Source organism: Microbacterium sp. ZW CA_36 (assembly GCF_044987475.1).
Lineage (GTDB): Bacteria > Actinomycetota > Actinomycetes > Actinomycetales > Microbacteriaceae > Microbacterium.
The window spans coordinates 151,523-176,762 of the sequence record NZ_JBJDRL010000001.1 but is presented as its reverse complement, the minus strand read 5'-3'; the positions used below and the strand labels follow the sequence as shown (position 1 = coordinate 176,762).

General features: G+C 67.6%; 20 protein-coding genes. 12 read left to right on the top strand and 8 right to left on the bottom strand.

Going from position 1 to position 25,240, the window contains the following annotated elements:
* The first annotated feature begins 65 nt into the window (after positions 1 to 65).
* The gene (locus ACI3KX_RS00790; RefSeq protein WP_404907119.1) at positions 66 to 959 is read left to right on the top strand and encodes a GAP family protein; all 894 of its coding nucleotides are present in this window, start codon (positions 66 to 68) and stop codon (positions 957 to 959) included.
* Between the two features lie 131 nt (positions 960 to 1,090).
* Positions 1,091 to 2,152 carry an alcohol dehydrogenase AdhP gene (gene adhP / locus ACI3KX_RS00785; protein WP_404907117.1) on the top strand — a complete coding sequence of 354 codons (1,062 nt, stop codon included), beginning with the start codon at positions 1,091 to 1,093 and terminating at the stop codon, positions 2,150 to 2,152.
* A 59-nt stretch (positions 2,153 to 2,211) separates the two neighbouring features.
* Here adhP and ACI3KX_RS00780 read toward each other — a convergent pair whose 3' ends face one another.
* Together ACI3KX_RS00780 and ACI3KX_RS00775 are read right to left on the bottom strand one after the other, a co-directional pair.
* Positions 2,212 to 2,415 (bottom strand): hypothetical protein, encoded by a 204-nt coding sequence (locus ACI3KX_RS00780; protein WP_331910334.1) that lies wholly within the window; start codon positions 2,413 to 2,415, stop codon positions 2,212 to 2,214.
* Between the two features lies 1 nt (position 2,416).
* Complete coding sequence (locus ACI3KX_RS00775) at positions 2,417 to 2,875, bottom strand: DUF6325 family protein (RefSeq protein WP_404907115.1); 459 nt, start codon at positions 2,873 to 2,875, stop codon at positions 2,417 to 2,419.
* Positions 2,876 to 3,065: 190 nt separating this feature from the next.
* On the opposite strand from ACI3KX_RS00775, the gene ACI3KX_RS00770 reads away from it, so the two are divergent.
* Positions 3,066 to 3,431: a hypothetical protein gene (locus ACI3KX_RS00770; protein ID WP_404907113.1), complete on the top strand. Its 366-nt coding sequence runs from the start codon at positions 3,066 to 3,068 to the stop codon at positions 3,429 to 3,431.
* A 19-nt stretch (positions 3,432 to 3,450) separates the two neighbouring features.
* On the opposite strand, the gene ACI3KX_RS00765 is transcribed toward ACI3KX_RS00770, so the two are convergent.
* From ACI3KX_RS00765 to ACI3KX_RS00745, 5 genes are all read right to left on the bottom strand, one after another.
* Complete coding sequence (locus tag ACI3KX_RS00765) at positions 3,451 to 5,688, bottom strand: LuxR C-terminal-related transcriptional regulator (protein ID WP_404907112.1); 2,238 nt, start codon at positions 5,686 to 5,688, stop codon at positions 3,451 to 3,453.
* A gap of 108 nt (positions 5,689 to 5,796) precedes the next feature.
* Positions 5,797 to 7,272: a DUF1254 domain-containing protein gene (locus ACI3KX_RS00760; protein ID WP_404907110.1), complete on the bottom strand. Its 1,476-nt coding sequence runs from the start codon at positions 7,270 to 7,272 to the stop codon at positions 5,797 to 5,799.
* 79 nt (positions 7,273 to 7,351) lie between these two features.
* The gene (locus ACI3KX_RS00755; RefSeq protein ID WP_404907108.1) at positions 7,352 to 7,957 is read right to left on the bottom strand and encodes a hypothetical protein; all 606 of its coding nucleotides are present in this window, start codon (positions 7,955 to 7,957) and stop codon (positions 7,352 to 7,354) included.
* 211 nt (positions 7,958 to 8,168) lie between these two features.
* Complete coding sequence (locus ACI3KX_RS00750) at positions 8,169 to 8,546, bottom strand: YciI family protein (protein WP_404907106.1); 378 nt, start codon at positions 8,544 to 8,546, stop codon at positions 8,169 to 8,171.
* A gap of 185 nt (positions 8,547 to 8,731) precedes the next feature.
* The gene (locus tag ACI3KX_RS00745) at positions 8,732 to 9,535 is read right to left on the bottom strand and encodes an alpha/beta fold hydrolase (RefSeq protein ID WP_404907104.1); all 804 of its coding nucleotides are present in this window, start codon (positions 9,533 to 9,535) and stop codon (positions 8,732 to 8,734) included.
* 297 nt (positions 9,536 to 9,832) lie between these two features.
* On the opposite strand from ACI3KX_RS00745, the gene ACI3KX_RS00740 reads away from it, so the two are divergent.
* The gene (locus ACI3KX_RS00740; RefSeq protein WP_404907102.1) at positions 9,833 to 10,435 is read left to right on the top strand and encodes a DUF998 domain-containing protein; all 603 of its coding nucleotides are present in this window, start codon (positions 9,833 to 9,835) and stop codon (positions 10,433 to 10,435) included.
* A gap of 374 nt (positions 10,436 to 10,809) precedes the next feature.
* Positions 10,810 to 12,525: a PKD domain-containing protein gene (locus ACI3KX_RS00735; protein ID WP_404907100.1), complete on the top strand. Its 1,716-nt coding sequence runs from the start codon at positions 10,810 to 10,812 to the stop codon at positions 12,523 to 12,525.
* 53 nt (positions 12,526 to 12,578) lie between these two features.
* On the opposite strand, the gene ACI3KX_RS00730 is transcribed toward ACI3KX_RS00735, so the two are convergent.
* Positions 12,579 to 13,619, bottom strand: coding sequence for a LacI family DNA-binding transcriptional regulator (locus tag ACI3KX_RS00730; protein ID WP_363353276.1), 1,041 nt, complete (start codon positions 13,617 to 13,619; stop codon positions 12,579 to 12,581).
* Between the two features lie 446 nt (positions 13,620 to 14,065).
* Between ACI3KX_RS00730 and ACI3KX_RS00725 the strand changes: the two genes are divergently transcribed.
* The 7 genes from ACI3KX_RS00725 to ACI3KX_RS00695 are packed head-to-tail and all read left to right on the top strand — an operon-like array spanning position 14,066 to position 25,208.
* Positions 14,066 to 15,457, top strand: a complete 1,392-nt coding sequence (locus ACI3KX_RS00725; protein WP_404907097.1) for an ABC transporter substrate-binding protein — start codon at positions 14,066 to 14,068, stop codon at positions 15,455 to 15,457.
* Between the two features lie 6 nt (positions 15,458 to 15,463).
* The gene (locus ACI3KX_RS00720) at positions 15,464 to 16,417 is read left to right on the top strand and encodes an ABC transporter permease (RefSeq protein WP_310292677.1); all 954 of its coding nucleotides are present in this window, start codon (positions 15,464 to 15,466) and stop codon (positions 16,415 to 16,417) included.
* A complete protein-coding gene (locus ACI3KX_RS00715) occupies positions 16,414 to 18,210 on the top strand; it encodes a dipeptide/oligopeptide/nickel ABC transporter permease/ATP-binding protein (RefSeq protein WP_363353270.1) in 1,797 nt (598 codons plus the stop codon). Before ACI3KX_RS00720 ends, ACI3KX_RS00715 begins: the two co-directional genes overlap by 4 nt.
* Positions 18,203 to 19,057 (top strand): ATP-binding cassette domain-containing protein, encoded by an 855-nt coding sequence (locus ACI3KX_RS00710; RefSeq protein ID WP_363353268.1) that lies wholly within the window; start codon positions 18,203 to 18,205, stop codon positions 19,055 to 19,057. The genes ACI3KX_RS00715 and ACI3KX_RS00710 overlap by 8 nt, the downstream gene beginning before the upstream one ends.
* A gap of 38 nt (positions 19,058 to 19,095) precedes the next feature.
* Positions 19,096 to 21,951 carry a family 78 glycoside hydrolase catalytic domain gene (locus ACI3KX_RS00705; RefSeq protein WP_404907096.1) on the top strand — a complete coding sequence of 952 codons (2,856 nt, stop codon included), beginning with the start codon at positions 19,096 to 19,098 and terminating at the stop codon, positions 21,949 to 21,951.
* Positions 21,944 to 23,455 (top strand): glycoside hydrolase family 43 protein, encoded by a 1,512-nt coding sequence (locus ACI3KX_RS00700; RefSeq protein ID WP_404907094.1) that lies wholly within the window; start codon positions 21,944 to 21,946, stop codon positions 23,453 to 23,455. Before ACI3KX_RS00705 ends, ACI3KX_RS00700 begins: the two co-directional genes overlap by 8 nt.
* Positions 23,456 to 23,471: 16 nt before the next feature.
* Positions 23,472 to 25,208: a DUF5605 domain-containing protein gene (locus ACI3KX_RS00695; protein WP_404907092.1), complete on the top strand. Its 1,737-nt coding sequence runs from the start codon at positions 23,472 to 23,474 to the stop codon at positions 25,206 to 25,208.
* Positions 25,209 to 25,240 lie beyond the last annotated feature (32 nt).

Sequence of the window (25,240 nt, the reverse complement as noted above, 5' to 3'; positions counted from 1 at the left end):
AGCCATCTTCAGGTTCCCCTGCCGTCGTGGACCCCCCAGGGTCCGATTCAGTCGGCGGCGGACTCTTGGCGAGGTTCGTCGACGACGGTACGGACCATGCCTATCCCGGCTTTGATCCGCTGTCAATGAAACTGCGCGAGGCAATTCGGGGCGATGAGAAATGCTCTCGGATAGTCGTGACACTTCACCACGAACGGGTGATGACAATTCCCAGGCGGCATTTCATTGTCCATCTGTGCTTCACTTCGGTGAGGGGCCTGTCTCACGGACCAGGGCTGGGAAGGGCGGTCGTGTCGACTATCGGTCACCTGCTGATCATCGCGACCGCGGTCGCCATCAGCTCCGTCCCCATCGTGACGACGATCCTCATCCTGCTGTCTCCGAACCGGTCCCGCGCGGCGGTGCCGTTTCTCATCGGCTGGGTCGTCGGCATCGTGCTGACGGTCTCCATTGCGGCGCTGTTCGCGAGCGTGCTCCCCACCTCGCGCACCGACCGGCAGCCCGACACCGCCGTCGCCATCGTGGAGATCGTGCTGGGGGTCGCGGCGATGCTGCTCGGCGTGCTCTCGTGGTTCCGTCGGCGCCGGAGCGGGGTGGCGGCGACGACTCCGAAGTGGATGCGCGCCGAGGCGAAGATGGGCGCCTGGTCGGCGCTGGGGCTGGGCTTCATCCTCAATCTCCGCCCCAAGGGCGTCGTGCTCGCCCTGGCCGCCGGCCTGACCCTTTATGCCGACGCCGGCTCGGTCCGTGTCGCGATCATCCCGGTGATCATCTACACCGTGGTCGCGGCATCCACCGTCGCCTTTCCGATCATCGTGACGGCCGCCTCACCGACCCGGATGCAGCCGCGCCTGGTTGCGGCGCATCTGTGGATGGAGACCAACGGCGGCCTGCTGACCAGCGCCATCCTCGTCGTGATCGGCCTTCTCATCGTCGGGATGGGCATCTCCCGGCTGTAGCTCGTCGTCGGCCACGCATCGTGGTGCTTGTCGCCTCTCGCGCCTGGCGAGCCTGCGGGACTTACGTCCCGGCAGCGTCCGATGCGGCGGCGAAGACTGGAGGACGTACCGATTCGATGGAGGAGACAGTCATGAGGGCAGCAGTCGTCCGAGAGTTCGGAGCAGCCGCGCAGATCGAGGAGCGGCCGATTCCCGAGCCAGGGCACGGACAGGTCCTGGTGCGGCTCGAGGCCTGCGGGCTCTGCCACACCGACATCCATGCGATGCATGGAGACTGGCCGGTCAAGCCGCCGCTGCCGCTCGTGCCGGGGCACGAGGGCGTGGGCATCATCGAGCAGCTCGGTGACGGCGTCACCAGTCGAACGCTCGGACAGCGCGTGGCGATGCCGTGGCTCGGTCACGCGTGCGGCGAGTGCCGCTACTGCATCGACGGTCGCGAGAACCTCTGCGAGCAGCAGTACAACAACGGCTACGGCGTGGACGGCGGCTATGCCGAGTACATGCTGGCCGATGCGCGCTTCGCGGTTCCGGTTCCCGATGCCGTCACTCCACTGGATGCCGCTCCGCTGACGTGCGCGGGCGTCACGACGTATGCGGCGATCAAGAACGCCCGGATCATTCCGGGAGAGACCGTCGCGGTCTTCGGTGTCGGCGGCCTCGGTCATCTCGCCGTGCAGTACGCGCGCCTCGTCGGCGCGAAGGTGATCGCGGTCGATGTCACCGAGGAGAAGCTCGCGCTCGCGTCCGAGCTGGGCGCCGACCACGTCGTGAATGCGAAGACCACCGATCCAGTGCAGGCGATCCGTGACCTCGGCGGAGCAGACGCCGCCGTGATGCTTGCGGTCGCACCGACCGTCTTCCGGCAGGCGTTCGACGCCCTCAACCGCGGCGGCCGATTGGTGCTGGTGTCGCTGCCGGCCGACGGCACGTTGACGATTCCGATCTTCGACACGGTGCTCAAGGGCATCAGCGTGATCGGCTCCATCGTGGGAACGCGACAGGACCTCGTCGAGGTGTTCGACCTCCACGCGGCCGGTCGCACGCGTGTGATCACGCAGACACGCGAGCTCGACGAGGTCAACGCGTCCGTCGACGAGGTCCTTGCCGGCACCGTTCCGGCGCGGCTCGTCTTCACCTACGACACGGCGGATGTCGCTGCCGGCGCCGCTCACGCCCACATCGCGGAGCGGTGACGGCGACGCTCAGCATCGGGGTGAGCCCGGGCGTCTCGCTACGAGGCGCCCGGGTTGTTTCAGATCCGGCGTCGCCGGGGCGTCGCGACGGCGCCCACGACAGCCGCCGTGGCGACGGGCGAGCGGCCGGGAGTGACGGCCGCCCCGACGACCGCGGCCTTCGCGACCGGCGAGGGACCGGGCGTGACAGCCGCGCCGACGACGGCCGCCTTGGCGACCGGAGCCCCGATGACTCCCACGCGTCCTACTCTTCGTCCGAGCATGTCAGGCTCCTATCTGGATGGCGGTATCGTCGGCCTCGATCGAGGCGATGATGGACTGGATCGGGATGCGGCCGTCGGCGATGAGCTGGCCGCCCGCGCGGCGGGCGGCCGACGCGAAGCCCGCGCTCCACAGGTTCTCGTAGACGAGTACGCCGGCGACCGTGCCCGGGTCCATGGCGGCCGCGAGATGCGCGACGTCGTCCGCGGCGAGGAGTTCGGCGAGTTCCGCCTCGAGGCGCACCAGTGGTCCGAGATCGTCGAGCTCCGACAGCTCCAGCGCTTCGATGGAGCCGTCGGCGTCCTTCGTGAGCACGAGGATGTCGATGACGCGGATGGTTCCGGCGTCGACGAGGGCGAGCAGCTCCGCCGCCATCTCGCCGGTGAAGCTGGCATGTCCGGGTGGGAACTCGACGACGATGAAGTCGACGGGGCCGAGTTCATCGAGGGTGCGGTCGGTCATGGGATGTCCTTCCTCTGGAGTCTCCACGGTGACGGATGCCGCGGCCGACCGACTCACCCACGGTGAGTGATCTTCGGCAGGCGCGGTCGCGCGACGGCGGTGACCGGCGCGGCGACGACGCCTTACGGCATCCGTCAGAGATCACACGGATCGTGTGACGCCGTGCCGACCGCCCGTTGCTTCACTGGACATGGATGCCGCGCCGCTCCACGGCGGCGGCACGAAGGACGCGACCGAGAGGGTCGATATGGACTACGCGGAGCACCTCCGGCGACTGAGCATCGATGCCCCCGGTCCGGAGGATCGCGCCGCGACCAGTGATTCCCTGGTGGACGCGAAGACCCGGGCGCTCGTGCGGCTCGGTGCGCTCATCGCCGTGTCGGCGGCCGAGGCATCGATCCACCGCGAAGTCGATGAGGCCATCGCGGCCGGCGCGCAGGCATCGGAGGTCGTCGGAGTGCTGGACAGCGTCATGCCGCTCGTCGGGCGTGCATGCATCGTCAAGGCGTCGTCGAAGGTCGCCTCGGCGCTGGGCGTCGAGTTGGACCTCTACTGAGCGGGCACGCGTGTCCTGATCAGCCGCCCAGCAGCCCCAGCTCGATCGCGCGCTCCACGGCCGCCGAACGTGTGGTCGCGCCGAGCTTGCGGTAGATCGACTTCACCTCGGTGCTGGCCGTGTTCCGCGAGATGAAGAGGCGCTGGCCGATCTCGGCGATCATGAGGTGCGTCTGCAGGTAGGGGAGGAGCCGCATCTCCGCGGGCGTGAGCGGGAGTCCCAGCACGGTGCCGGAGCCGTCGCCCAGGGACTGCCGGAACTCCGTCACCTCGGCGCCGAGTGCCGCGACCTGCGGGCAGCGCTGCAGCAGGTCGTCGGCCTCTTTGAGCAGCTGGCGCGCCGCAGCAGCATCGCCCAGCCCTGCGAACACCTTGGCCAGCTGCAGCCGGGCACGTACGGCGACGAACGGCATCACATGGTTGCAGTGGATGCGCGCCCGCATCGCGCGGGCGAGCAGGCGATGGGATGCCGCGGCATCGCCCCGCCGCAGCGCGACACGTGCACTGACCGCCAGGGCGAGGGTCGCGGTCGGATAGCCGTCGAGGTGGTTGTCGTCGACCACGCTCATCGCGGCGCGGGCATGGTGCGCAGCATCCTCGATCGTCCCGCCGTCCAGGGCGATCACCGCCAGCTCCGATTCGCTGAGAAGGTGGGCGGCGGTGTTGCCCGCCTGCGCCGCCCGCTCGACGGATGCCGTGAACGCGCGCTCCGCGCCGGGCGTGTCGCCGACGAGCACGAGCGCCGTGCCGAGCAGGTACAGCGCCGGCGCCCGCCACGGGCTCCACAGGGGCTCACTGGCCACGGCGAGCTCGGCATCCGTGAGAAGCCGAGAGGGACCGCTGAGACACATCGCGATCCGGATCATCGCGCGCGACGACTCGAACGCGAGCGCCTCGTCCGCGGTAGCGAAATCCAGCCGCGCGCGTTCGAGCGTGCCAGCGCGCTCCTCGGCGGCGGGGGACTGACCGGCAAGGAGGGCCGTCCACGCGGCGATGCCCATCAGGCCCGACGAGGCTTCGATCGTCGCCGGCCCGAGCGCGGCGAGCCATCGGTCGAGCACGGCGATGCGGCCGCTCTGGTAGGCCGGCATCGCCAGCTGGGCGACCAGCACGCCGGCGCGCGTGCGTTCACCGGCGGCCAGCAGGTGCTCGATGGCACGCTCGGGCAGTCCCGCCTGTTCGAACCACTCCGCCGCGCGGAGGTGCAGCCCGACGATGCGGGATGCCTCGACCCGAGACAGCTCCGTCAGCAGGAACTCGCGGAACAGCGCGTGATAGCGGAACCAGCGGCGCTCGCCGTCGAGCGCGACGAGGAAGACGCCCCGGGCCTCGAGATCGCGCAGGAGAGCGTGCGAGTCATCTGTCTGCAGCATCGCATCGCACAGCCGGCCCGACATCTGGTCGAGCACCGCCGTGCGCCGGAGGAAGTCCCGCAGCTCGTCGGAGAGGCCGGCGAGACCCTCGCCGTACAGGTAGTCCGCCACGAAGCGCTCGCCGCCGGTGATCGCCACGACATCCGAGCCGGCCCGTGTCGCCAGCGCACAGAGGTAGAGGCCGGTCGCCCATCCCTCACAGCGATCGACGGCGACAGCCAGCGCCTCGTCGGACACGGTGACGCTCGCGCCCTTGAAGATGCGACGAGCGCCCTCCTCATCGATGCGGAGGTCGTCGGAGCCGAGCTCGAACATCGCGCCGTCTGCGCGAAGCCGCGCCAGGTACGGCTGCTCGCGCCGGCTCGCGAGCACGATCTGCGATCCCGCCGGGATGCCGGCCAGCACGAGTTCGAGCGCATCATGGCACGCGTCGGATGACGCGGCATGCACGTCGTCGACGAACAGCACGAACGGTGCCGGCGCCTGGGCGAGCGCCTCCGCCAGCATTGGCGCGGACCGGCCGAGAACCCCTACGCCCATGGCGCCCATCGCCTCCGAGACCTCGCGCGCTCGCGGGGAGATCTGGCCGCCCGCCGTGGCGAGCAGCGTGAGCAGCGCCACCGGGTCGTCGTCGAAGTCGTCGACGGTCGCCCAGGCCACGGGCCGGCTCTCGACGGCCGCCCATTCCGCGAGCATCGTCGACTTGCCATAGCCGGCCGGTGCGGTGACGGCGACGACGCTCGCGCCGCTCTCGCGCGCGCGGTCGATCACGTCGCGCCGGCTGACCGCGCCCGCGCGTCGCGGTCTGATCGATGTCTTCGTCGACAGCAGGTGGCTGCTGAGGCTTCGCACGGATGACGGGGCCTCAAGGCTCGATTCGGACACGGGTGCATCCTAGCCAGGGCGTGTGGTGGGCAGCCGTCCCGCTCGCGATATGTGACGGCCGAGCGTCGTGTCGCGAGCGGGACGGGTCAGGTGGGAGCGGCGACCGCCTCAGCCCTGCACGCGGGTGATCTCGGGCAAGCGCCACGTCATGTCGAACCACGGCTCGAGCGGGCCGTAGAGCCGCAGGAGCGGCCACCACGACTTGCCCGGCAGTGTCGGGATCCAGTTGGACTCCTTGCCCTCCGGAGCCGTCGGCCCGAACCAGAGCACGTGGGATCCGTCATCCTCCGCCTGGATGTCCTCCGCCAGGCTCGAGACGGCCGGGTAGGCGGTGGACTGCAGCAGCGACCGGGTCTGGGTGTCGTACGCGTCGATCGCCCAGAAGTTCTTGGCCGGCGCGTTCGCCGGGATGGTCAGCGTGTAGGTCGCGCCGCCATCGAGCAGGGCGCCGTCGGCGTCTTCGGCGGTGTAGATGTAGGCCGAGCCCGCGCCGACCTGCGCGTGCGCCATAGCCGGTGTGATCACCGTGGCGGCGTAGTGGAAGAGCGTGCGGGCGTTGAGGTTGCGGGCGCCGTCGTTCAGGAACTCGTAACTGCCGCCCACGAAGCCCTCCTTCCACGACGACCCCTCCCAGCGGAACGACTGGGGGTCGCGGGCCGCGTAGAGAGTGGCTCGCGCCATCGCCGCGCCGATCTGGGCCGCGTTGTCGAGGATGCCGCGAAGACGGTCGTCGGGTGCGAACGGCGTGCCGTGATGGATGCCGAGCGAGGCGAGCGTGCCCGCGCGCTCCGGGTCGAGTGCCGTCGTCGGCTCTTCGGCGACGAGCTGGGCGACCTCTTCGAAGAAAGAGAAGTCGTTGGCGTGGACCGTGTTGATGGCCTGCTCGCCGATGTTCACGAACGTGTTCTCGGGCGCAGCCGCGGCGTCGCTGAGCCGGTAGATGCGGGACTGCTTGATGGCCGGCACCCCGCCGAGCGCGCGGATCACGACGAAGTTCGTGAACGTCGGCGACTCGTACGTGTAGTAGCCGTCGGGTCGCTCGCCGTCGTAGCCCGGGGGCAGGAAGAGGAACTTGCCGCCCGCGCCCCGGTCGGGGCCGGCGATCCCCATGTCGGCGACGTACCGGAACCAGAAGTCGTCGACGACGCACAGCGACTGCGGCGGTGCTTCGATGACCGTCGGCCCCCACGCCTTCAGGTCGAGGAATGTGACGCCGTACGTGGTCTCGGTGTTCGGGGTGAGGAAGATCGGCGTAGAAGTGCACCGCGGATCGGTGTAGCCGATCTTGTCGGGGGAGTCGACCCCGGCCGTGCGCAGTCCGCGCCGCATCGCCACCAGCGATGCGCCGGGAACGGTGTTCAGGAATGCGGTGATGCCGCGGACGAGGTCGAGTCCGTCGAAGATCGATTGCACCGATTGGGGTTTCGGAACCCCGTCGAAGAACTCGAATTCTCCGAAGGGCGTCGAAAGCACGTCGGGCGTGGAGACGTGCGCCAATTCCTCCGCGAGTTCTTCCGTCGTCAGGCCCAGTCCTGTTGTCGCCTCGATCGTCATGCTCGCCAAATCCCCCTCGTGAGTCGTCATGCCGCGAGTGTGGCAGGACGAATGCGAAAGGCCATCACCCTTTTCGCGTGACGCGTGGCAGCTCGATTGCGGAACGTGGCTAGCTCAGGAGGGCATCGACTTTGTGATGGAGGGTGTCCGTCTCCGGGCCGGGAGGAAACACCGGAATGGACAGAAAATCGTGGAGGTCAGCGCGCGAGAAGTCCCCGAGCCGGTCGGCGTGGCCGTCGCGGATGGCTTCGAAGATGTCCAGGCCCCGGACGAAGACAGGATCGGTGACGCGAAGCTGACCGTCGAGGGTCTGCAGGATGTTCGCGGGTCGGATGTCTGCACCTCCCCAGAGACGAAAGCGACGGTCGCCCTCGGCGACGAGCTCCTCGACGCGAGTCCGGAGAGCAATGACGTCCGAGTCGGCAGCAAGCCCGGCGTCCGAAGTCGCCGGCTGCGCCGATGGGCCCTCCTGATCGATGGTCAGAGCCGCCGCGAGTCGTTGCGCGCGATCTTCGTCCGCCGCGTGAAGCCGCTCCATGACCACGACGTACCCCTTGTGGCGAAGCGGAACCAGTTCGTCCACGCGGACGAGGAACGGGTTCGTCCACCCTTCCAGGCAGGCCTCCGCGAAGAGGTGGAAGGCCGGGTCGAAGGGGGTCACTCGTGCAACCACACTGTCGTCGGGCGAGGCGTGCACCCACGCCCAGTCGCCCACGCCGACCTCGTTCCAGCCGGCAGCGAGGAGTATTGCCCGCGCCTCGTCCGCCGTGGCGCCATCGGAGAAGTGGGGGAGCATCGCCCCAGTATTCTCAACCATCCAGCGCACTCACAAGCCGGTCGAGGGCTGTGCTCGCCGAACGCGAAGGGTCCGCCGCCTCCGGTTCGGAGGTGGCGGACCGCGACGTGTCAGGGCTGCCGACCGGGCTCTACGCGTCGGGTGCCTCCTGAAGTGCTCGCACCTCGATGCGGGACTGCAAGGCGGTCGCGGCCTTCGTCGCCCATTCGACGGCGGCGGCGTCGTCGGCTGCGTCGATCACCCAGAACCCGCCGACATACGACGGCGCCACGACGAACGGCTCGTCGAGTACCCGCGGCTCGCCTGAGCTCACGTCGACGGTCTTCGCAGTGGATGGCGGGTTGAGTCCGCCGGCGAACAAGAGCGCGCCCGCGTCTTTCAGTGCGGTGTTGAAGCCGTCGACCGCCACCATGACGGCGGCGAGCTCAGCAGGATCGAACTCCTGCATCGACTCCATCGTCGGCTCGCTCGCCGAGTCGTGGGGCACGGTCAGGAAGTACTGCGTCATGCTGGATCCTTTCGTCGTGGGCGGCTTCAGCGCCGCCTTCACTTCGTGCGTCGAACGGGCGGGCTCGAGATCGACATCGGCTCCGAAATCGACGGTGCCCTTTCGGCGAGGGATGCTGCCGCCGCTGGCGCCGTCGGCATGTATCCGCGCTCGGCGCGCGCTGACTCTGTCTGCTCGGCCTGTGATCAGCCGTTGGGCGGGTCCGCCGTTGCATGCGCCTCCTGCGACGCCCTCACCAGCACCGCATCGAGCTCAGGACCGGTGCAGTCGTGCCCGGCTCCGGCGACCTCCACGAGTCGGGCTTCGGGAAGGAGTTCGCACAACTCCAATGAGGCACTCCGAGGACTGCGGGCGTCGGCAGTGCCGCGCACGATGACCGTCGGCGTTCGGATCTTCGCCAGACCCGGCCGCAGGTCTTGCGTCATCACGGGAAGCAGTGCCGCAGTGGTGGCGGGCCGCCAGTCCTCGAGGAGGCTGCGAGCGTGGGCGCGATGCTCCGGGCCCGCGTCGGGCGCGAGGACGGAATCGAGGAACTCGTCTGCCCACTCCGCGGCGGGGTGCTCCATTGTGAATCGCACCGCCGCGATGCGCTCCGCAAGCGCGTCGGGGGCGAGGGACCCGCCCCACCCCGCGTAGGCGCCGACGAGCACGAGCCGGCCCACAGAGGTGGGATGGTCGCGTGCGAGAAGCAGCGCGATCACCGACCCGAGAGAGAAGCCCGCGACTGCGGGCGTTGTCAGTCCCAGAGCCGTGATGAACCCGGAAGCGGCGTCTGCCCAGTCCCCGGCATGCCACGTGGTGGGGATATCTCCAGATGCTCCGCACCCCGGTGCATCCCACGCAATCACGTCAAGTTGTAGGCTGAGCCGCTTGAGTTCCTCGTCCCACATCCGCGAGTCCTCGAACGCCCCGTGGAATATGACGAGCGGTGCCCCGCGACCGCGGCGCTGATAAGCGATGTGCACCCCGCCGACCACGACCTCCGGCATACGGCGACAGTACGCCGTCATCCGTCAGCTCGTCCACGATGTTGCTTGCGTCACGGAGAACGAGCCAGCCAGGAAATGGCACTCCGGTCTCGCGCGTGACCAGATCGCCGACCTCACGGCCACCTGACGTTCCGAACCGGCCGTAAGCGCGGGGTCGCACTCGGCACACAGTCCGTCGTCATCCCAGATTGATCCGGAGGTCCAAGCGGGCTTTGCCGGGGACCGCGAGACACCTGCCGGGATAGAGTGCCGCGCAGGGAGGGTGCCCGTGGTCGCTGCAGGTATGGCTGTCGCATAGTGAGTGTCGCTGTCATCGCCGCCGTGACGGCGCTCGTCGCCGGCGGGATCACGGTGGGGCTGATCGCGGTGCTTCATGTCCTCGAGCCCGAGTACGACCCGTCCTGGCGGATGATCAGCGAGTACTCCGTCGGGCGATACGGGTGGGTCATGCGCCTCGCCTTCGTCACGATGGCGATCAGCCCTGCCGCGACGTGCGTCGCCTTGTGGCCGTTCGGCGGCGCGTGGACCATCGGCCTTGCCGCTGTCGCACTGGGCGCGCTCGGTGCAGCGTTCATCGACGCCGATCCGATCATGACTCCGCGTGCTCAGGCCACGCCCGTGGGCAGGGCGCACACGGTACTGGGCATCATCCTCCTCGCCGGCTTTCCCCCTGCCGCACTGTTCGCGGGCGTTGGGGTGGTGACCGAGCTCGGATGGATGCTGGCGATCGCGTCCGTTGTTCCGTTGGCCGGTCTGGTGTGGTTCCTCAGTGCCGCTGCCCCCGCGCACGGGCAGGGCGGTTCGCCTGAGATCCGAATCGGATGGCCGGACAGGTTCTGCCTCCTCGCCTACCTGGCATGGGTGGTGCTCGCCGCTATCGGCGTTCTGTCCGTCGTGTGATGCTGAGCGCCGTCGGGAAGGCCGACGGGACTGCTGCACGGTTAGGTGGGGCAGGTCAACCTGTCACCTGCTCGTGCAGCAGTCCCCACCTTGCGCAATAGTCGCGTGCTCTGTTGTGTCCGTCGTGCTGCCCGGCTTAGCGTCGGTCGCTGTTCGCATCCCTCAGAGGTGATGGAGGTGCGAGCTCTGCCGCCACGACGGTCGTGAAGGCAGCCATCGAAGACGCTGGAGGAGCCACCGTGCCCAGACCATCTCTTGCTCGCCGTGCGCCGTTGGGGCTCGGTGCCGCGATCGCGCTGACCGCAGTGCTACTGCCCGCGGTGCCGGCCGCCGCCGAACCAGCGCCGTGCGTTCAGCCGGCGCCGAGTGCGCCCATGCAGGTAACCGCCGACTGCATCGACCAGACCTACGCATATCCAGTCATCGACGCCGAGACCGACGAGACCGTGCCAGTGCCGCACCACCGGGTGTCCGGCCACTTCGAGGGAACCAACATCCAGTTCACGATCTACCTCCACGCAGATGCGGACAAGGCTCAGTGGGACGGACGGTTCTTCCAGTACACGTACCCGACGACGTTTGCGGCAGACCAGAGCACGGCTCGTGCGAGCGATCGCGCCATTGGGTTCGCTCTGGCGAGTGGCGGCTACGCTGTGCAGGCCGGGAACGGTTCCGTTTCTCTGGGCTATCGACACGCGGCCGCGGCAGCGAAGTTCGCAGAGACCGTTGCGGCCGCCTACTACGGCAGCGACCGCGAGATCTTCGGCTACCTCTACGGCCCGAGCGGCGGGTCGTTCCAGACCGTGGGCGCTGCGGAGAACACTGACGGGGTGTGGCAGGGATTCGTTCCGATGGTGCAGGCGGTGCCGACACCGACCAGCTACAACTTCAACGGACGCTCGGCGGCAGAGCTGATACTCGGCGACAAGGCCGCTGCGATCCGCGACGCGCTCCTGCCCGGGGGCAGCGGCAATCCGTACGCGACGCTGGACGCGGCGGAGAGCGCGATGCTCACTGAGCTGCACAAGCTCGGCATTCCGTGGAAGGCGTGGGAGAACCCCGACTACCTGCTCGGCCGAGACCCGCAGTACTACGGCGCCGGACTCGCCTCTGATAGCCCGCTCGCCTACGACCCCACGTACGTCGACGACTTCTGGAACTTGTCCGGGTACCTCGGCGCCGAGAACAGCCCGTTTGGAGAGCGCGTCCGGGCTGAATTGGCCGAGATGGGTGACACCGTCGGGCACCGCTGGAACATCGCCAAGCGCTTCGCGTACCGCTACCAGCTCCCCGCTGCGAACACCGGCTGGATCGCGCTCGATCAGTTCCGCAAGCCCGACGGCACACCGCTGTACCCGCAGCGTGCGGTCGGGGAGCCCGGATTCTCCGGTGCCGTCTCAGGCAACGCTGCCTTCGACGGGACGATCAACGGCAAGGTCATCGTGGTGTCCAACCTGTATGACAGCGACGCCCTGCCGCTGCACACGGACTGGTATCGCAAGCGCGTCGAGGCGGCCCTGGGGTCTGCCGCATCTGGGAACTACCGGGTCTACTTCACCGACCACGCCGACCACCAGGATGCTGCACCGACCGGCACTCGAGCAGCCACACTCGTGGACTGGTACGGCGAAGTCGAGCAGGCTCTGCGCGACGTCGCCCGCTGGGCCGAGGACGGCGTGCCGGCACCCGCATCGACACGCTATTCCATCAAGGACTCGCAGATCGAAGTGTCGCCGCTCGCGGTCGTTCGCGGCGGGATCCAGCCCACCGTCGACTTCGTGTCGCTCGGCGACGGGATCATCAAGGCGAAGGTCGGCAAGCCGGTGAGTCTCGTCGCAGCCGCACGCGCCCCGCTCGGCGGCGGCAAGATCGTCGCCGCCGATTGGGATTTCGAAGGCGACGGCACCTATGTCCCCGGCGTCGTGCGGACGCCGCGGCAGATCGTGGCACTCGCGACCACCCACACGTTCACCCAACCCGGTACCTACTTCGTGAGCGTCCGGGTCACGGCGGAGCGCGACGGCAACGTTGGCGCGAAGTACGCGCTGTTGCAGAACATCGACCGCGTGCGCGTGCTCGTCACTCAGTAGAGGTCCGCGGATGGATGCCCGACGCCAGGGCATCCATCCGCGCCCGAGCCGCTTCACCGTTCCGCGGGATTGTCCTTCCCCAGAACAACCCTCGTGGATCTGCGCACGATGAGTTCGCTCGGGAGCTCGATCCGCTCGAAGGAATCATCCTCATGTCGGCGCAGCTCGGCGACGAGTTCGACCGCTCGCGCCGCCATCTCCCGTAGTGGCTGGCGTACAGAGGTCAGCGGGGGATGGGCATGCGCGGCACGGGGTTCGTCGTTGAAGCCCACGACACCGATGTCGTCCGGGATGCTTCGGCCGAGCTGTGCCGCTGCTCGATAGACAGCGAAGGCCATTTCGTCGTTGCAGGCGAACACGCCTACCGACCGTCGATCCTCAGCGATCGCGCGCAGCATCCCCTCGGTGAGGGGTGCGTCTGTCCACTCTGAATTGATTCGGGTCACTTCCTTTCCGGTGGCGTCCGCGATCGCCTGCCGGAACCCTTCCTCTCGAGCCCGCCCGAATCGGTACCTCGGTTCACCCGTGACGATGACGTAGCGGTCGTAGCCCGCACCGGCCAGGTGCGCTCCAGCGTCATAGCCGCCTTGCCAATCGGTCGTCCCCACACTCGCGAGGGCACCCTCGGGATCAGATCGAGGCTCGAGAAGAACGATGGGAATCCGCAGACCCCGCAATTCGTCCAGCTGGCGCGTTGTGGGCCGGATGATCCCGATGATCACTCCGGATGGCCGGCGTGTTGCGACCCGTGTTGGCCAGTCGTCCGTCGGGTCGGCGCGTTCCAGGGTGAGTACGAGATCGAATCCGAGCCGGAAGGCTGCTTCACGCGCGCCCGTCGTCATCGCATTCGTCCACGCGTCGTCGAAGCTGCCCAGCACGAATTCGATGAGGCGCGGATCGAGAGTCGTCGGGCGACCGCGCGTCGCGTCGGCTCGGTCGTATCCCAACTCGCGGGCGGCAACAGCGACCCGCTCCCGCGTACGCCGGGAGAGGTCGCCGCGTCCCGTCAGGGCGCGAGACGCGGTGGCGACAGACACGCCGGCGGCTTCCGCCACGTCCCGGAGAGTGACCGCCTGGCCTCGCTTGTCGTCCACGATTCCCCTATTTTGCGCAACTGCATGTCGCGGCCGATCGTAACGCATGCGACCTCGGCGGACGCAAGGCAGCGACGCCCGGATGCCGGTCGGCGAGCGGCTTGCACGACCGACTGCCGGACCGGAAGGCTCGGAGTCGGTAGCGCGGGGTGTGAAATCTACCGTCCACCGCGTTGCGCAATAATCGGCGGCGCGATTGCTGCGCTGCATGGCCGGGCCTAACGTCGCTGGCGGACGATCCGAACGTCATGGTCTTCCGTCAGACGGGCAGCACCGCCCGGGCCAAGAGATTCAACAAAGGAGTTGCAATGCGATTCACACGTCGACGCGCAGCCGTAGCCGTCGCGGTCCCCGCGCTGGTTGCGGCACTCGCGCTCACAGCCTGCGCCCCCGGAGGCGGTGGGGGTTCCGCCACTGGTGGGGCGGGCGACACGCTCACCCTCGGCATGACCTCCGATATCCCCGGCCTCAGCGTCGGTATCCAGCCCACCTATCAGGGCTGGTTCGCCGACGCCGCGTGGGACACCCTGCTGATCTGCGACGAGTTCGGCAAGCCGTCCGCTCAGATCGCCGAGGAGTGGGAGTACAACGAGGACAAGAGTGCCGCCACCATCACCCTCCGTGACGACATCACCTTCTCGGATGGCAGCGACCTCACGACCGAGGACGTTCAGGCGGCCTACGAGTTCGCGGGTGAGAACAACGCCCGTTTCGCCGACCTCACCTTCGACGTCGTCGACGACTACAACATGACTATCACCTGGCCGCAGCCGACCCCGACGCTCGACCTGATCCTGTGCGAAGCCCAGATCTCCTCTGCCGAGTACTACGCCGGTGATGAGCAGGACACCACCGTGGTCGGCAGCGGGCCGTACATCTACGAGCCCAGCAAGAGCACACAGGGATCGTCGTACACACTGACGAAGAACCCGGACTACTTCGACAGCGACACCTATCCGTACGAGACGCTCGTGCTGAAGGTGTTCACGGATGCCACTGCCGGCCTGAACGCGCTGAAGACCGGCCAGATCGACGGCATCCTGGGCAGCGCGGCGACCATCGACGAGGCGAAGAAGTCGGGGCTGGAGGCGGTCACGCTTCGCGGCACGACCACCCGACTCCTCATCACGGATCACCTGGGGCAGAGCATCCCTGCGCTCGGGGACGTCCGGGTGCGCCAGGCCATGAACATGGTCTTCGATCGCGACTCGATCGCGAACGATCTGTACCGGGGCTACGCCGACCCGGCATATCAGATCTTCCGGCCGGGCAGCAGCGCCTACCTCGAGGACCTCACCGAGGACCCGTACCCCTACGATGTCGAGGCCGCAAAGGCGCTCATGGCGGAGGCGGGATATGCCGACGGATTCACTCTTCAGATCCCGTTCTTCGAAGGGCAGAACCACGACCTGCTGTTCCCGTACGTGACGGAGCAGCTCGCGCAGCTCAACATCACGGTCGAGCAGGTCAACCTGACCGGTCCCGACGCGATCACGGAACTGCTGAGCGGGACGTACCCGGTGCCGCTCTGGCAGCTCGGCAACTATGGCGAGTCGCTGCAGGACATCAAGGACTACATCCTGCCCGACGGCATCTGGAACGTGTCGCACCAGCCGGACGAGACCATTGATGGCCTCTGGCAGACCATCCTGACGGGCTCGGACGAAGAGCGTGTCGCAGCGCAGAAGGAGATCAACCAGTACGTCATCGACCAGGCCTGGTTCGTGCCGATGGCATACCCGGACGGGTTCTACCTGTACAGCTCGGACATCAGCATCCCGACGATGTCGGACTTCTCCGCCCTGCACCCGCTGCTGCGGGACTTCCAGAAGAACTAGGAGACGGTGAGCCCCAGCATGCTTCGCTACATCGCCATCAACCTCGTCCGCGCCGCCGGACTGTTCGTCATCGTCGGTTTCATCACCTTCACGGTCACGTTCACCGACGGCATCGGAATCGCTCGCTCGGTTCTCGGGCTCAGCGCCTCCGATGAGCAGGTTGCGGCCAAGGCGGAACAGCTGGGGCTCACGCGTCCCCTTATCGTCCAGTACCTCGACTACTTGTCCGGGGTAGTGCGGGGCGATCTCGGGGCATCCTTCCTCACCGGGCAGTCGGTGACGGATGCTCTCTCGACGCGCATCCCGGTCACGCTGTCACTCATCGTCATCACGATGATCCTGACGGCCATCCTCAGCGTGGTGCTCGGTGTCACCGCCGCTCTCTACGGTGGCTGGGTCGACCGCGTCGTGCAGTTCCTCTCCGTGCTGGGTGCTGCCGTTCCGGGTTTCATCCTCGCGATCGGCCTCGTGTTCGCATTCGCCATCGCGATTCCGCTCTATCCGGCGACCGGGTACATACCGATCGCAGACGGTGTTCAAGGGTGGCTGTGGTCGCTCACCCTGCCGGTCACCGCGCTCCTCGTCGGCACGATCGCCTCGTCGGCGCAGCAGTTCCGTGGGTCCGTTCTCGACGCGCTGTCGCAGGACTACGTGCGCACGCTGCGATCGCGGGGCATCAAGGAAGGACCGCTTCTGTTCCGCCACGTCCTTCGCAATGCCGCCGGGCCCGGCCTCGTGGTCCTCAGCCTCACAACGCTCGGACTTCTCGGCGCTGCGCTGTTCATCGAGCAGGTCTTCGCCCTCCCCGGCATCGGCCAGCTCATCGTGTCGTCAGCTCAGGCCGGCGACGTCCCCATGGTGATGGGCACGGTGGTCTTCACAATGATCCTCGTCCTCGTCATCAACTTCCTCGCCGACCTGCTCATCGGCGTTCTCAACCCGAAGTCGAGGATCCGATGACCGTCGACCAGCACGAAATCGACCCGGCCGCCGACGGCACGGCGGTGCTCGCACGCAAAGGCGTTCGGCGCAACACGTTCCGTTCGCTGCTCAAGAACCCGTTCGCGGTGTTCGGCTACGTGGTCCTGGCGATCCTCGTCTTCGTGGCAGTGACGGTTCCGTGGCTCGCACCATACCCGCCCAATGCCACCGATCTGGCTGCGGCGAACGTGCCACCCTTCACCGAGGGACATCTCTTCGGTACGGACCAGTCCGGCCGGGACATCCTGTCGCGGCTGATGTGGGGCACCCAGGCGACGCTTCTCGCCTGCGTGCTCGTGCTGGGCGTCTCGCTCGTCCTCGGCCTCACGTCAGGGCTCGTCGCCGGTTTTTACCGGGGCAAGACGGAAGCGGTCGCCAACTTCATCTCGGACTTGATCATGTCGCTTCCCGGGATCGCGGTGATCATCTCGCTCTACTCGCTCACCGGCCCGAACATCCCCGCGGCAATGACGGCGTTCGGCGTCATCGTCACCCCCAGCTTCTACCGACTGGTGCGATCCGTTGTGATCAGCGTGCGGTCGGAGCTCTACGTGGATGCGGCCAAGGTCGTCGGGCTCTCCGACTTACGCATCGTCGGACGCCACGTCCTCTCGGCCGTGCGCGCGCCGGTCATCGTGCAGAGCTCGTTCGTTCTCGCCACGGCCGTCGCCCTTCTCGCGGGAGTCGACTTCATCGGCCTCGGCAGCCCCAACGAGCCATCCTGGGGCCGCGTCCTTCAGGAGGCATTCGAGAACATCTACCTGGTGCCGGCGAACATCTTCTTCCCTGCCGTAATCATCAGTGTGACGATCCTCGCGTTCGTACTCCTGGGCAACGCGCTGCGTGACACGCTGCAAGCCTCCAACCGCAGCGCCTCGCTCAAGCCGTCGCGGCGTCGTTCCCTGGCGCGCGTCGCACAGGACGAGCGCGTGGCTGGCGTGAACGACCTGACACCGCCTCAGGATGTCGTCCTCGCGGTGCGCGGACTCCGGGTCGGATACCCCGTCTCTGCGGACGACGTGGGTGCGGTAGTTCATGGAGTCGATCTGGATGTCAGGCGCGGCGAGATCCACGGACTGGTCGGCGAGTCCGGCTCCGGCAAGTCCCAGATCGCGTTCTCGGTGGTCGGCATCCTGCCACGCGAAGCGGTCGTCCTCGGCGGCAGCGTCTTCTTCCAGGGCAAGGATCTGCTCGCCGACAAAGCTCGCATCCGAAAAGCCCGAGGACGGCAGATCGCCTATGTGCCGCAAGAGCCCATGTCGAATCTCGACCCGTCCTTCACGATCGGCGCGCAGCTCATCTACGGTCTGCGCGCGGCCACGGGCGTCTCCAAGTCCCGCGCGCGTACGGCGCTCGTGGACCTGCTCACACGCGTCGGCATCGACGACCCCGACCGCGTGATGCGGCTGTATCCGCACGAGATCTCGGGTGGAATGGCGCAGCGCGTGCTGATCTGCGGCGCCGTGGCTTCGTCTCCCGAACTGATCGTGGCGGACGAACCGACCACCGCGCTCGATGTCACCGTGCAGGCGGAGGTACTCGAGCTGCTGCGCGAGCTGAGCCTGGAGCGGGGCCTCGCCATGATCATCGTCACGCACAATCTCGGGGTGGTGGCAGACATCTGCGACCGGGTGAGCGTCATGAAGGATGGGCGGATCGTCGAGAGCAACGACGTCGACACGCTCTTCGCCGCCCCCGCACACCCCTACACACGCGACCTCCTGGAATCGTCGCGCAAGGTCGAGCTGATGGAGGTGACCGGTGATGAGTGAGTCGCTGCTCGAGATCAACAATCTGGTCGTCCGCTACGGCGGCCGGCGCGGCGGGAAGACGGTGATCGAGGACGTCTCGCTGGCCCTCAATGCCGGAGAGACGGTGAGCCTCGTCGGGGAGTCCGGATCGGGGAAGACGACGATCGGCCGAGCGATCCTGGGCCTGGCCCCTGTCACGGAGGGCACGATCTCCTTCCGCGGGCAGGAGATCAGCAACATCTCCCGGGCGCGGCGTCGCCAGGTCGCCCGCGACATCCAGGTCATCTTCCAGGACCCCTACTCGTCACTGAATCCCTCGATGACGGTGGAGACCATCCTCGTCGAGCCGCTCCGCGCCGCCGGAGTCGCCCAGGGCCGTACGCGGGTTCGTGAGCTGCTGGATGCCGTCGGACTTCCGTCCGATGCCGGTTCTCGGTATCCGCGCGAGTTCTCCGGCGGCCAACGTCAGCGCATCGCGATCGCACGGGCGCTCGCGCTCGATCCATCCGTGATCGTGTGCGATGAACCCACCAGCGCGCTCGACGTGACGACACAGGCTCGGGTGCTGGCGCTCCTCGATGAACTGCAGAAGGAGACGGGAGTCGCCTACCTGTTCATCAGTCACGACCTCGGCGTCGTCCATGCCATCAGCGACCGCATCGCTGTGCTGCAGGGCGGCCGCATCGTGGAGATCGGGGACGCACACCAGGTCGCGACCAAACCTCAGCATCCGTACACACGTCGGCTGCAGATGTCGGCACCCATCGCCGACCCGCCGCGGCAACGAGCGCGCCGCGATGAGCGCCTCCGGCTATTCGGCCCGGCGCTGTCCTCCGATGCGGCCGGCAGCTCGGCCGCTTCCGCCTGATCACGGCGGACACCTCTCTCACACACCTCAGGACACACATGACTCCCCTCTCGGCGCCGACCGCACCTCGATTCGAGCACCGCACCGACGGCGGTCCGGCTCTCGGCCTCACGACGGTCCGGCCTCGGCTGAGCTGGACCGTGCCGCACGCGCCCGAGGACTACCGGCAGACCGCATACGAGGTCGAGATCCACCGACGCGATGACGACACCGAACGATGGGTGGTGGAATCGACGGATCAGGTGCTGGTGCCCTGGCCGTCCGCTCCGCTCGACGCCCGCGAATCGGTGACGCTGCGGCTCCGTGTGCGGGGCAGCGACTGGAGTCCCTGGAGTGAGCCGGCACAGGCGGAGGCCGGCCTGATCGCGCCGACCGACTGGAAGGCTCGGTTCATCAGCCCGGTCGGGCTCGGCGGGCTCCGGCAACCCGCTCCGCAGTTGCGGGGCGCGCTCCAGGTCTCTGGGCGCGTGGTGAAGGCGCGGCTCTTCGCCACCGCACACGGCCTGCTCTCCGCGCGCCTGAACGGGAACCCCATCGACGACACCGTGCTCGCCCCCGGATGGACGTCATACGAGCACCGGCTTCGCGTCCGCGCCTATGACGTGACGTCGCTCATCAGAGAGGGCGAGAACACGATCGACGTGACCCTCGGCAACGGCTGGTGGCGCGGCCGGTTGGGCTTCCTCGGCCAGCGAGCGCACTACGGCCATCGGCTCGCTTTCCTCGGGCAGCTGGAAGTGACCACCGACGACGGCAACGTCCACGTGCTCGCCACCGATGAATCGTGGGGTGCTCGAGCGTCCGGGACTCTGATGGACGACATCTACGACGGGCAGACGACCGACCTCCGACATGACCCTGCCGCACCCTTCGACCACGCCGTCGAGATCGTCGACGCGGACCTCGCCGTGCTCGTGGGCGAAGACGGACCACCGATGCGGGTCACAGAGTCCGTTCCCGCGCAACAGATCTGGCGATCTCCCAGCGGCAAGCTTCTGATCGACTTCGGCCAGAACCTCGTCGGCTGGGTGCGGCTGCGCGTGCCGTCATCGAAGCCCGGCGATGAGGTCGTCATCCGGCACGCCGAGGTGCTCGACGCCGGCGAACTCGGCGTGGGCCCGCTTCGCAGCGCCAAAGCGACGGACACGTACTACCTGGCGGGGACCGGTCACGAGATCCTCGAACCATCGCTCACCTTTCATGGCTTCCGCTATGCCGAAGTCGACGGGCTCGACGAGATCCGGCGTGAAGACGTCGAGGCGATCGTCATCGGCAGTGACCTGACTCGCATCGGCTGGTTCGAGTCGAGTCACGAGATGCTGAACCACCTGCATCGCAACGTGGTCTGGGGCATGAGAGGGAACTTCCTCGACGTTCCGACCGATTGCCCGCAAAGAGACGAACGCCTCGGGTGGACGGGCGACATCCAAGTCTTCTCACCCACTGCCACCTACCTCTTCGATACCGGCGGGTTCCTGACATCCTGGCTCGCAGATCTCGCGGCAGAACAGGATGCTTCAGGACGAGTACCGCACGTCGTGCCAGACATCCTTCGATCCGAGGTGACGACCATTCCGACGGCGGCCTGGGGTGATGCAGCGACGGTGGTGCCGTGGGTGCTGTGGCAGCAGGCCGGCGACCGCGGGATTCTCGGGCGGCAGTTCGCGAGCATGCGCGCATGGGTCGACCATGTCGCCTCTATCGCCGGGGATGATCTGATCTGGCGGGGAGGGGTGCAGTACGGCGACTGGCTCGACCCCGCCGCCCCCGCCGACGACCCGTTCAACGCGAAGTCAGATGCGGATATCGTTGCGACTGCGCACTTCGCCCGCTCGGCCGACATCGTCGCGCAAGCTGCCGAGGCGTTGGGTGACGCGGATGCGGCGCAGTGCTACGGCCGCCTCGCCGAGCGGGTACGCGCTGCGTTCAATGCCGAGTTCGTCGCTCCGTCGGGCCGAATCGTCTCGGACGCTCAGACCGTCTACGCAATGGCGCTGGAGTGGGACCTGCTGCCCGACGCACGACAGCGTGCGACTGCCGGCGAGCGACTGGCGGACCTGGTGCGGGCGAGCAGCTTCCGGATCGCGACCGGATTCGTCGGAACGCCGCTCATCTGCGACGCGCTGACGAACGCGGGATTCGAGGATCTGGCGGTCCGTCTCCTCTTGCAAACACAGTCACCGTCCTGGCTGTATCCGATCACCGTCGGCGCGACGACCATCTGGGAGCGCTGGGACAGCCTGCTTCCCGACGGCACGATCAATTCGAACGGGATGACCTCGTTCAATCACTACGCACTCGGAAGCGTGGTGGACTGGGTCCACCGCCGCGTCGCGGGGCTGGCCGCGGCAGCCCCCGGCTACCGGGCTATCTCGGTTCGCCCCATCTTCCCGTCAGCACTGGATCATTGCTCAGCGCGTCACCGCACGCCGTACGGCGATGCCGCAGTGAGTTGGTCGCGAGCGGATGGCGTCGTCACGCTCGATCTGGAAGTCCCAGTGGGCGCCCGTGCGGAGGTCGAGCTTCCGGGAGACGCCACAGTCAGGACGGTCGGGCACGGCCGTCACCGTTGGCAGTTCACGGAACCGTCCGCGGGGGAGAAGGCGCTCAACACGGTGAGGGACTTCCTGGATGACGAGGACGCGTGGGAGGAGTTGACGCGCTTCGCGGTCGACAACAGGCTCGTCACGTCGGAGACGCAGCTCGCGCGATTGCTCGCGCCGTTCCGTGATCGGCCCGTCGCGGAGATCGCTGATGCGGTTTGGACGCGCATCTGGCCGTCCGAGTCGACGAAGGCGGCGCTCGCCGGGCTCGTCGCGAACTATGCGGCAGCCGCCCCTGCGCCCATCCGGCCGCTGTCCGCCCAGCTCGAAGACGCTGCCCTTCATGTCTGAACGAGTGGCCGCATCGACTTCGCTGACGAAGAGTCTCAGCGCGGAACTGCATCCGATCATCCCGGGGTTTCATCCCGATCCCACGATCTGCCGCGTGGGTGACGACTATTACCTCGCGCACTCGAGCTTCGAATACTTCCCGGGTGCCCCGATCTTTCACAGCCGGGACCTGGTGACCTGGAGCCAGATCGGCAACATCCTCACGCGACGATCGCAGTTCCGGGCCGGCACCTCCGGACCCTCCACGGGAATCTATGGTTCGACGCTTCGTCACCGTGACGGGCGCTTCTGGTTCATCACCACGAACGTCAGCGACTTCGAGTCAGGACAGTTGATCGTCCACGCGACCGATCCCGCAGGGCCGTGGAGTGACCCCGTGTTCGTTCCTGAGGCCATCGGCATCGATCCCGATCTGTGCTGGGACGATGACGACGCCTGCTACCTCACCTGGCATGTTCTCGACTTCACGGTCGGTGGCCAAGGGATCCGCCAGGCGCCGATCGACCTGGAGACGGGTCGCCTCCTCGAGCCGCACTATGCGGTGTGGCAGGGGAGTGGGATGCCGATGGCAGAGGGTCCTCACCTCTACCGCATCGGCGACTATTGGTACATCATGCTCGCCGAGGGCGGCACTGAGCGGGGGCACTGCGTGACCATCGCGCGGGGACCGAGTCCGCGCGGCCCCTTCGAATCCTGCAGCCTGAATCCGGTCTTCACCCACCGAAGCAGCTCCCATCCGGTGCAGAACGTCGGTCATGCCGACCTCGTTCAGACTCCGGACGGTGGATGGGCAGCCGTCTATCTGGGTGCGCGCCCGCGCGGGTCCACGCCGGGCTTTCATGTGCTCGGCCGTGAGACGTTCCTGGCCGGCGTCGACTGGGTCGACGGGTGGCCAGTGTTCGATGAGGCACGATTCGAGATCCCGGACAAGCCCTCCGGCTTCGTGGAGCACTTCATCGGCGCCGACCTCGACCCTCGATGGGTCGCGGCGGGCAGCGAACCCGACGCCGTCGTCGAACGGGCTCCGGAGGGCGGCCTCAGATTCCGTCGGTGGGGATCGGCGGCCGATGTGCTGTGCACACGCGTCGCGGACTTCGCGTGGCAGGCCGACGCCATCGTGGAGCGGTCCGGCACGGTCGGGCTGCGGCTGGACGACCGCCACTGGTGCGGGGTCATCTTCGAGAACGACCGCGCTCAGGCGATCGTGCAGATCGGCGACATCCGTCAGCGGGTCGGCGCAGTCGAGATCACCGGCGACACGGCGACCTTGCGCGTCTCGACGACGCCTCCACAGACGGCACCGGTGCCATTCGGCTACGCCGGCCCCGACGACGTCGTGCTCTCCGTCGTTCGCGACGGCGAAGCGATCGAGATCGCCCGACTCGACGGCCGCTACTTCTCCACCGAGGTCGCCGCCGGTTTCACCGGCCGGATGCTCGCACTCGGCGCGCCGTCGCGTGACGGGCGTGTCGTGTCCGTGACCTACCAACCACTGCCCGATTGACTCGCTTCGAGGAACCATGCGCTACATCGACCCACAGACCCCAGCTTCCGCGGTTCTCGAGCAGCCTGACGCGAAACACGCCATCGGGGTGATCGCTCCCGATCTGCTGGCATCGCCGATGCTCACACAGCTTGCTGATTTTCCCTTCGGCTCGCTGGCAACGTTGATCCTCGGCGAGGGTGATCCACGCAGGGCAGCGGTCCTCGAGGCCGTCGCCCAGTTCGAGGACCTCAGTCCCCTCCCGCCACAGGACCCTGCGATCACCGCTTCCCTCGACTATGAGGGTGCGAACGTCGCACGGGGATCCGCCACGGTGGAGATGCCGAATGCCGCGGCCAGGAACGAGCGGGTCGAAATCGTTCTGCGAGGTCCGTCGCACGGCAATCCGTTCGTCGACGTCGAACTCGCCGCGACATTCACGCTCGATGACACCACCGCCTTCCACATCGGGGGCTTTTACGACGGCGACGGCGTGTACCGACTGCGCTTCCTGCCCCCACGTGCCGGCCGCTGGACTTTCACGACGCAGTCGACGGCGCGCTCGCTCGATGGTGTGCGCGGCGTGGTCGATGTCGACGAATCAGTTGCCGCGGGGCCGGTCCGCGTGAGTGGACGCGGGTTCGTGCGGGCCGATGGCACGCCGTTCGTCCCCGTCGGCACAACGTCGTACGCCTGGACGCACCAGCCGACGGCGCTGCAGGAGCAGACGCTGCGCTCGCTGGCGACCGCGCCGTTCAACAAGCTGCGAATGGGGCTGTTTCCCAAGTCGTTCCTGTTCAACTCGAACGAACCCGAGCGGTTCGTGTTCCCGCGTGCCGAGGGTGGCGCCTTCGACACGACTCGCTTCGATCTGGAGTACTTCAGTCATCTCGAACGGCGCATCGACGAACTCGCGGATCTCGGGATCGACGCGGACGTGATTCTCTTCCACCCCTATGACCGGTGGGGATTCGCCAGGCTCGGCGCCGCCGCCGACGACCGATACGTGTCGTACGTGGTACGCCGCCTGTCGGCATTCCCGAACGTCTGGTGGTCGATGGCGAACGAGTACGACCTCCTCACCGCGATGCGTCGCGAGGACTGGGACCGGCTCGCCGGGCTGGTGGTCGCCAACGACCCGGTGGGGCATCCGCTGTCGATCCACAACTGGGTGGAGATCTTCGACTACACGGCCGAGTGGGCCACGCATGCCAGCATCCAAGGCGGCGGGCGGGAGATGGCGCAGTCGGTGGCGAAGTGGCGCAACCGATGGGACAAGCCGATCGTCGTCGACGAGTTCGGCTACGAGGGCGACATCGACCAGGGGTGGGGGAACCTCACCGCCGAGGAGGTAGTCCGCAGGTTCTGGGAGGCGACGCTGCAGGGCGCGTTCCTCACGCACGGCGAGACCTTCTGGTCAGACGACGAGGTGATCTTCTGGGCGAAGGGAGGCACGCTCCGGGGTGAGAGCCTTCCTCGACTCGCGTTCCTGCGCGAGCTGATCGAGGCCGCCCCGGATGGACGGATCGCGCCGCTGCCGAGCGACTGGGACTTCGCCACCGGCGGGGGAGACGGCTACGCGCTGACGTACTTCAGCGACGCCCGGCCGAAGTTTCGCACCGTGCGGGTGCCTCAGGGGATGCGGGCGAAGATCGACATCATCGACACCTGGGGTATGACGATAGAGGAGTTGCCCGGCATCCACGAAAGCGACGTGCGCGTCGATCTCCCCGCCCGCCCTTACGTCGCTGTGCGGGTGCGAGCAGCCGACTGACCGGCAGCGGATCCACGCTCGGATCCGCTGCC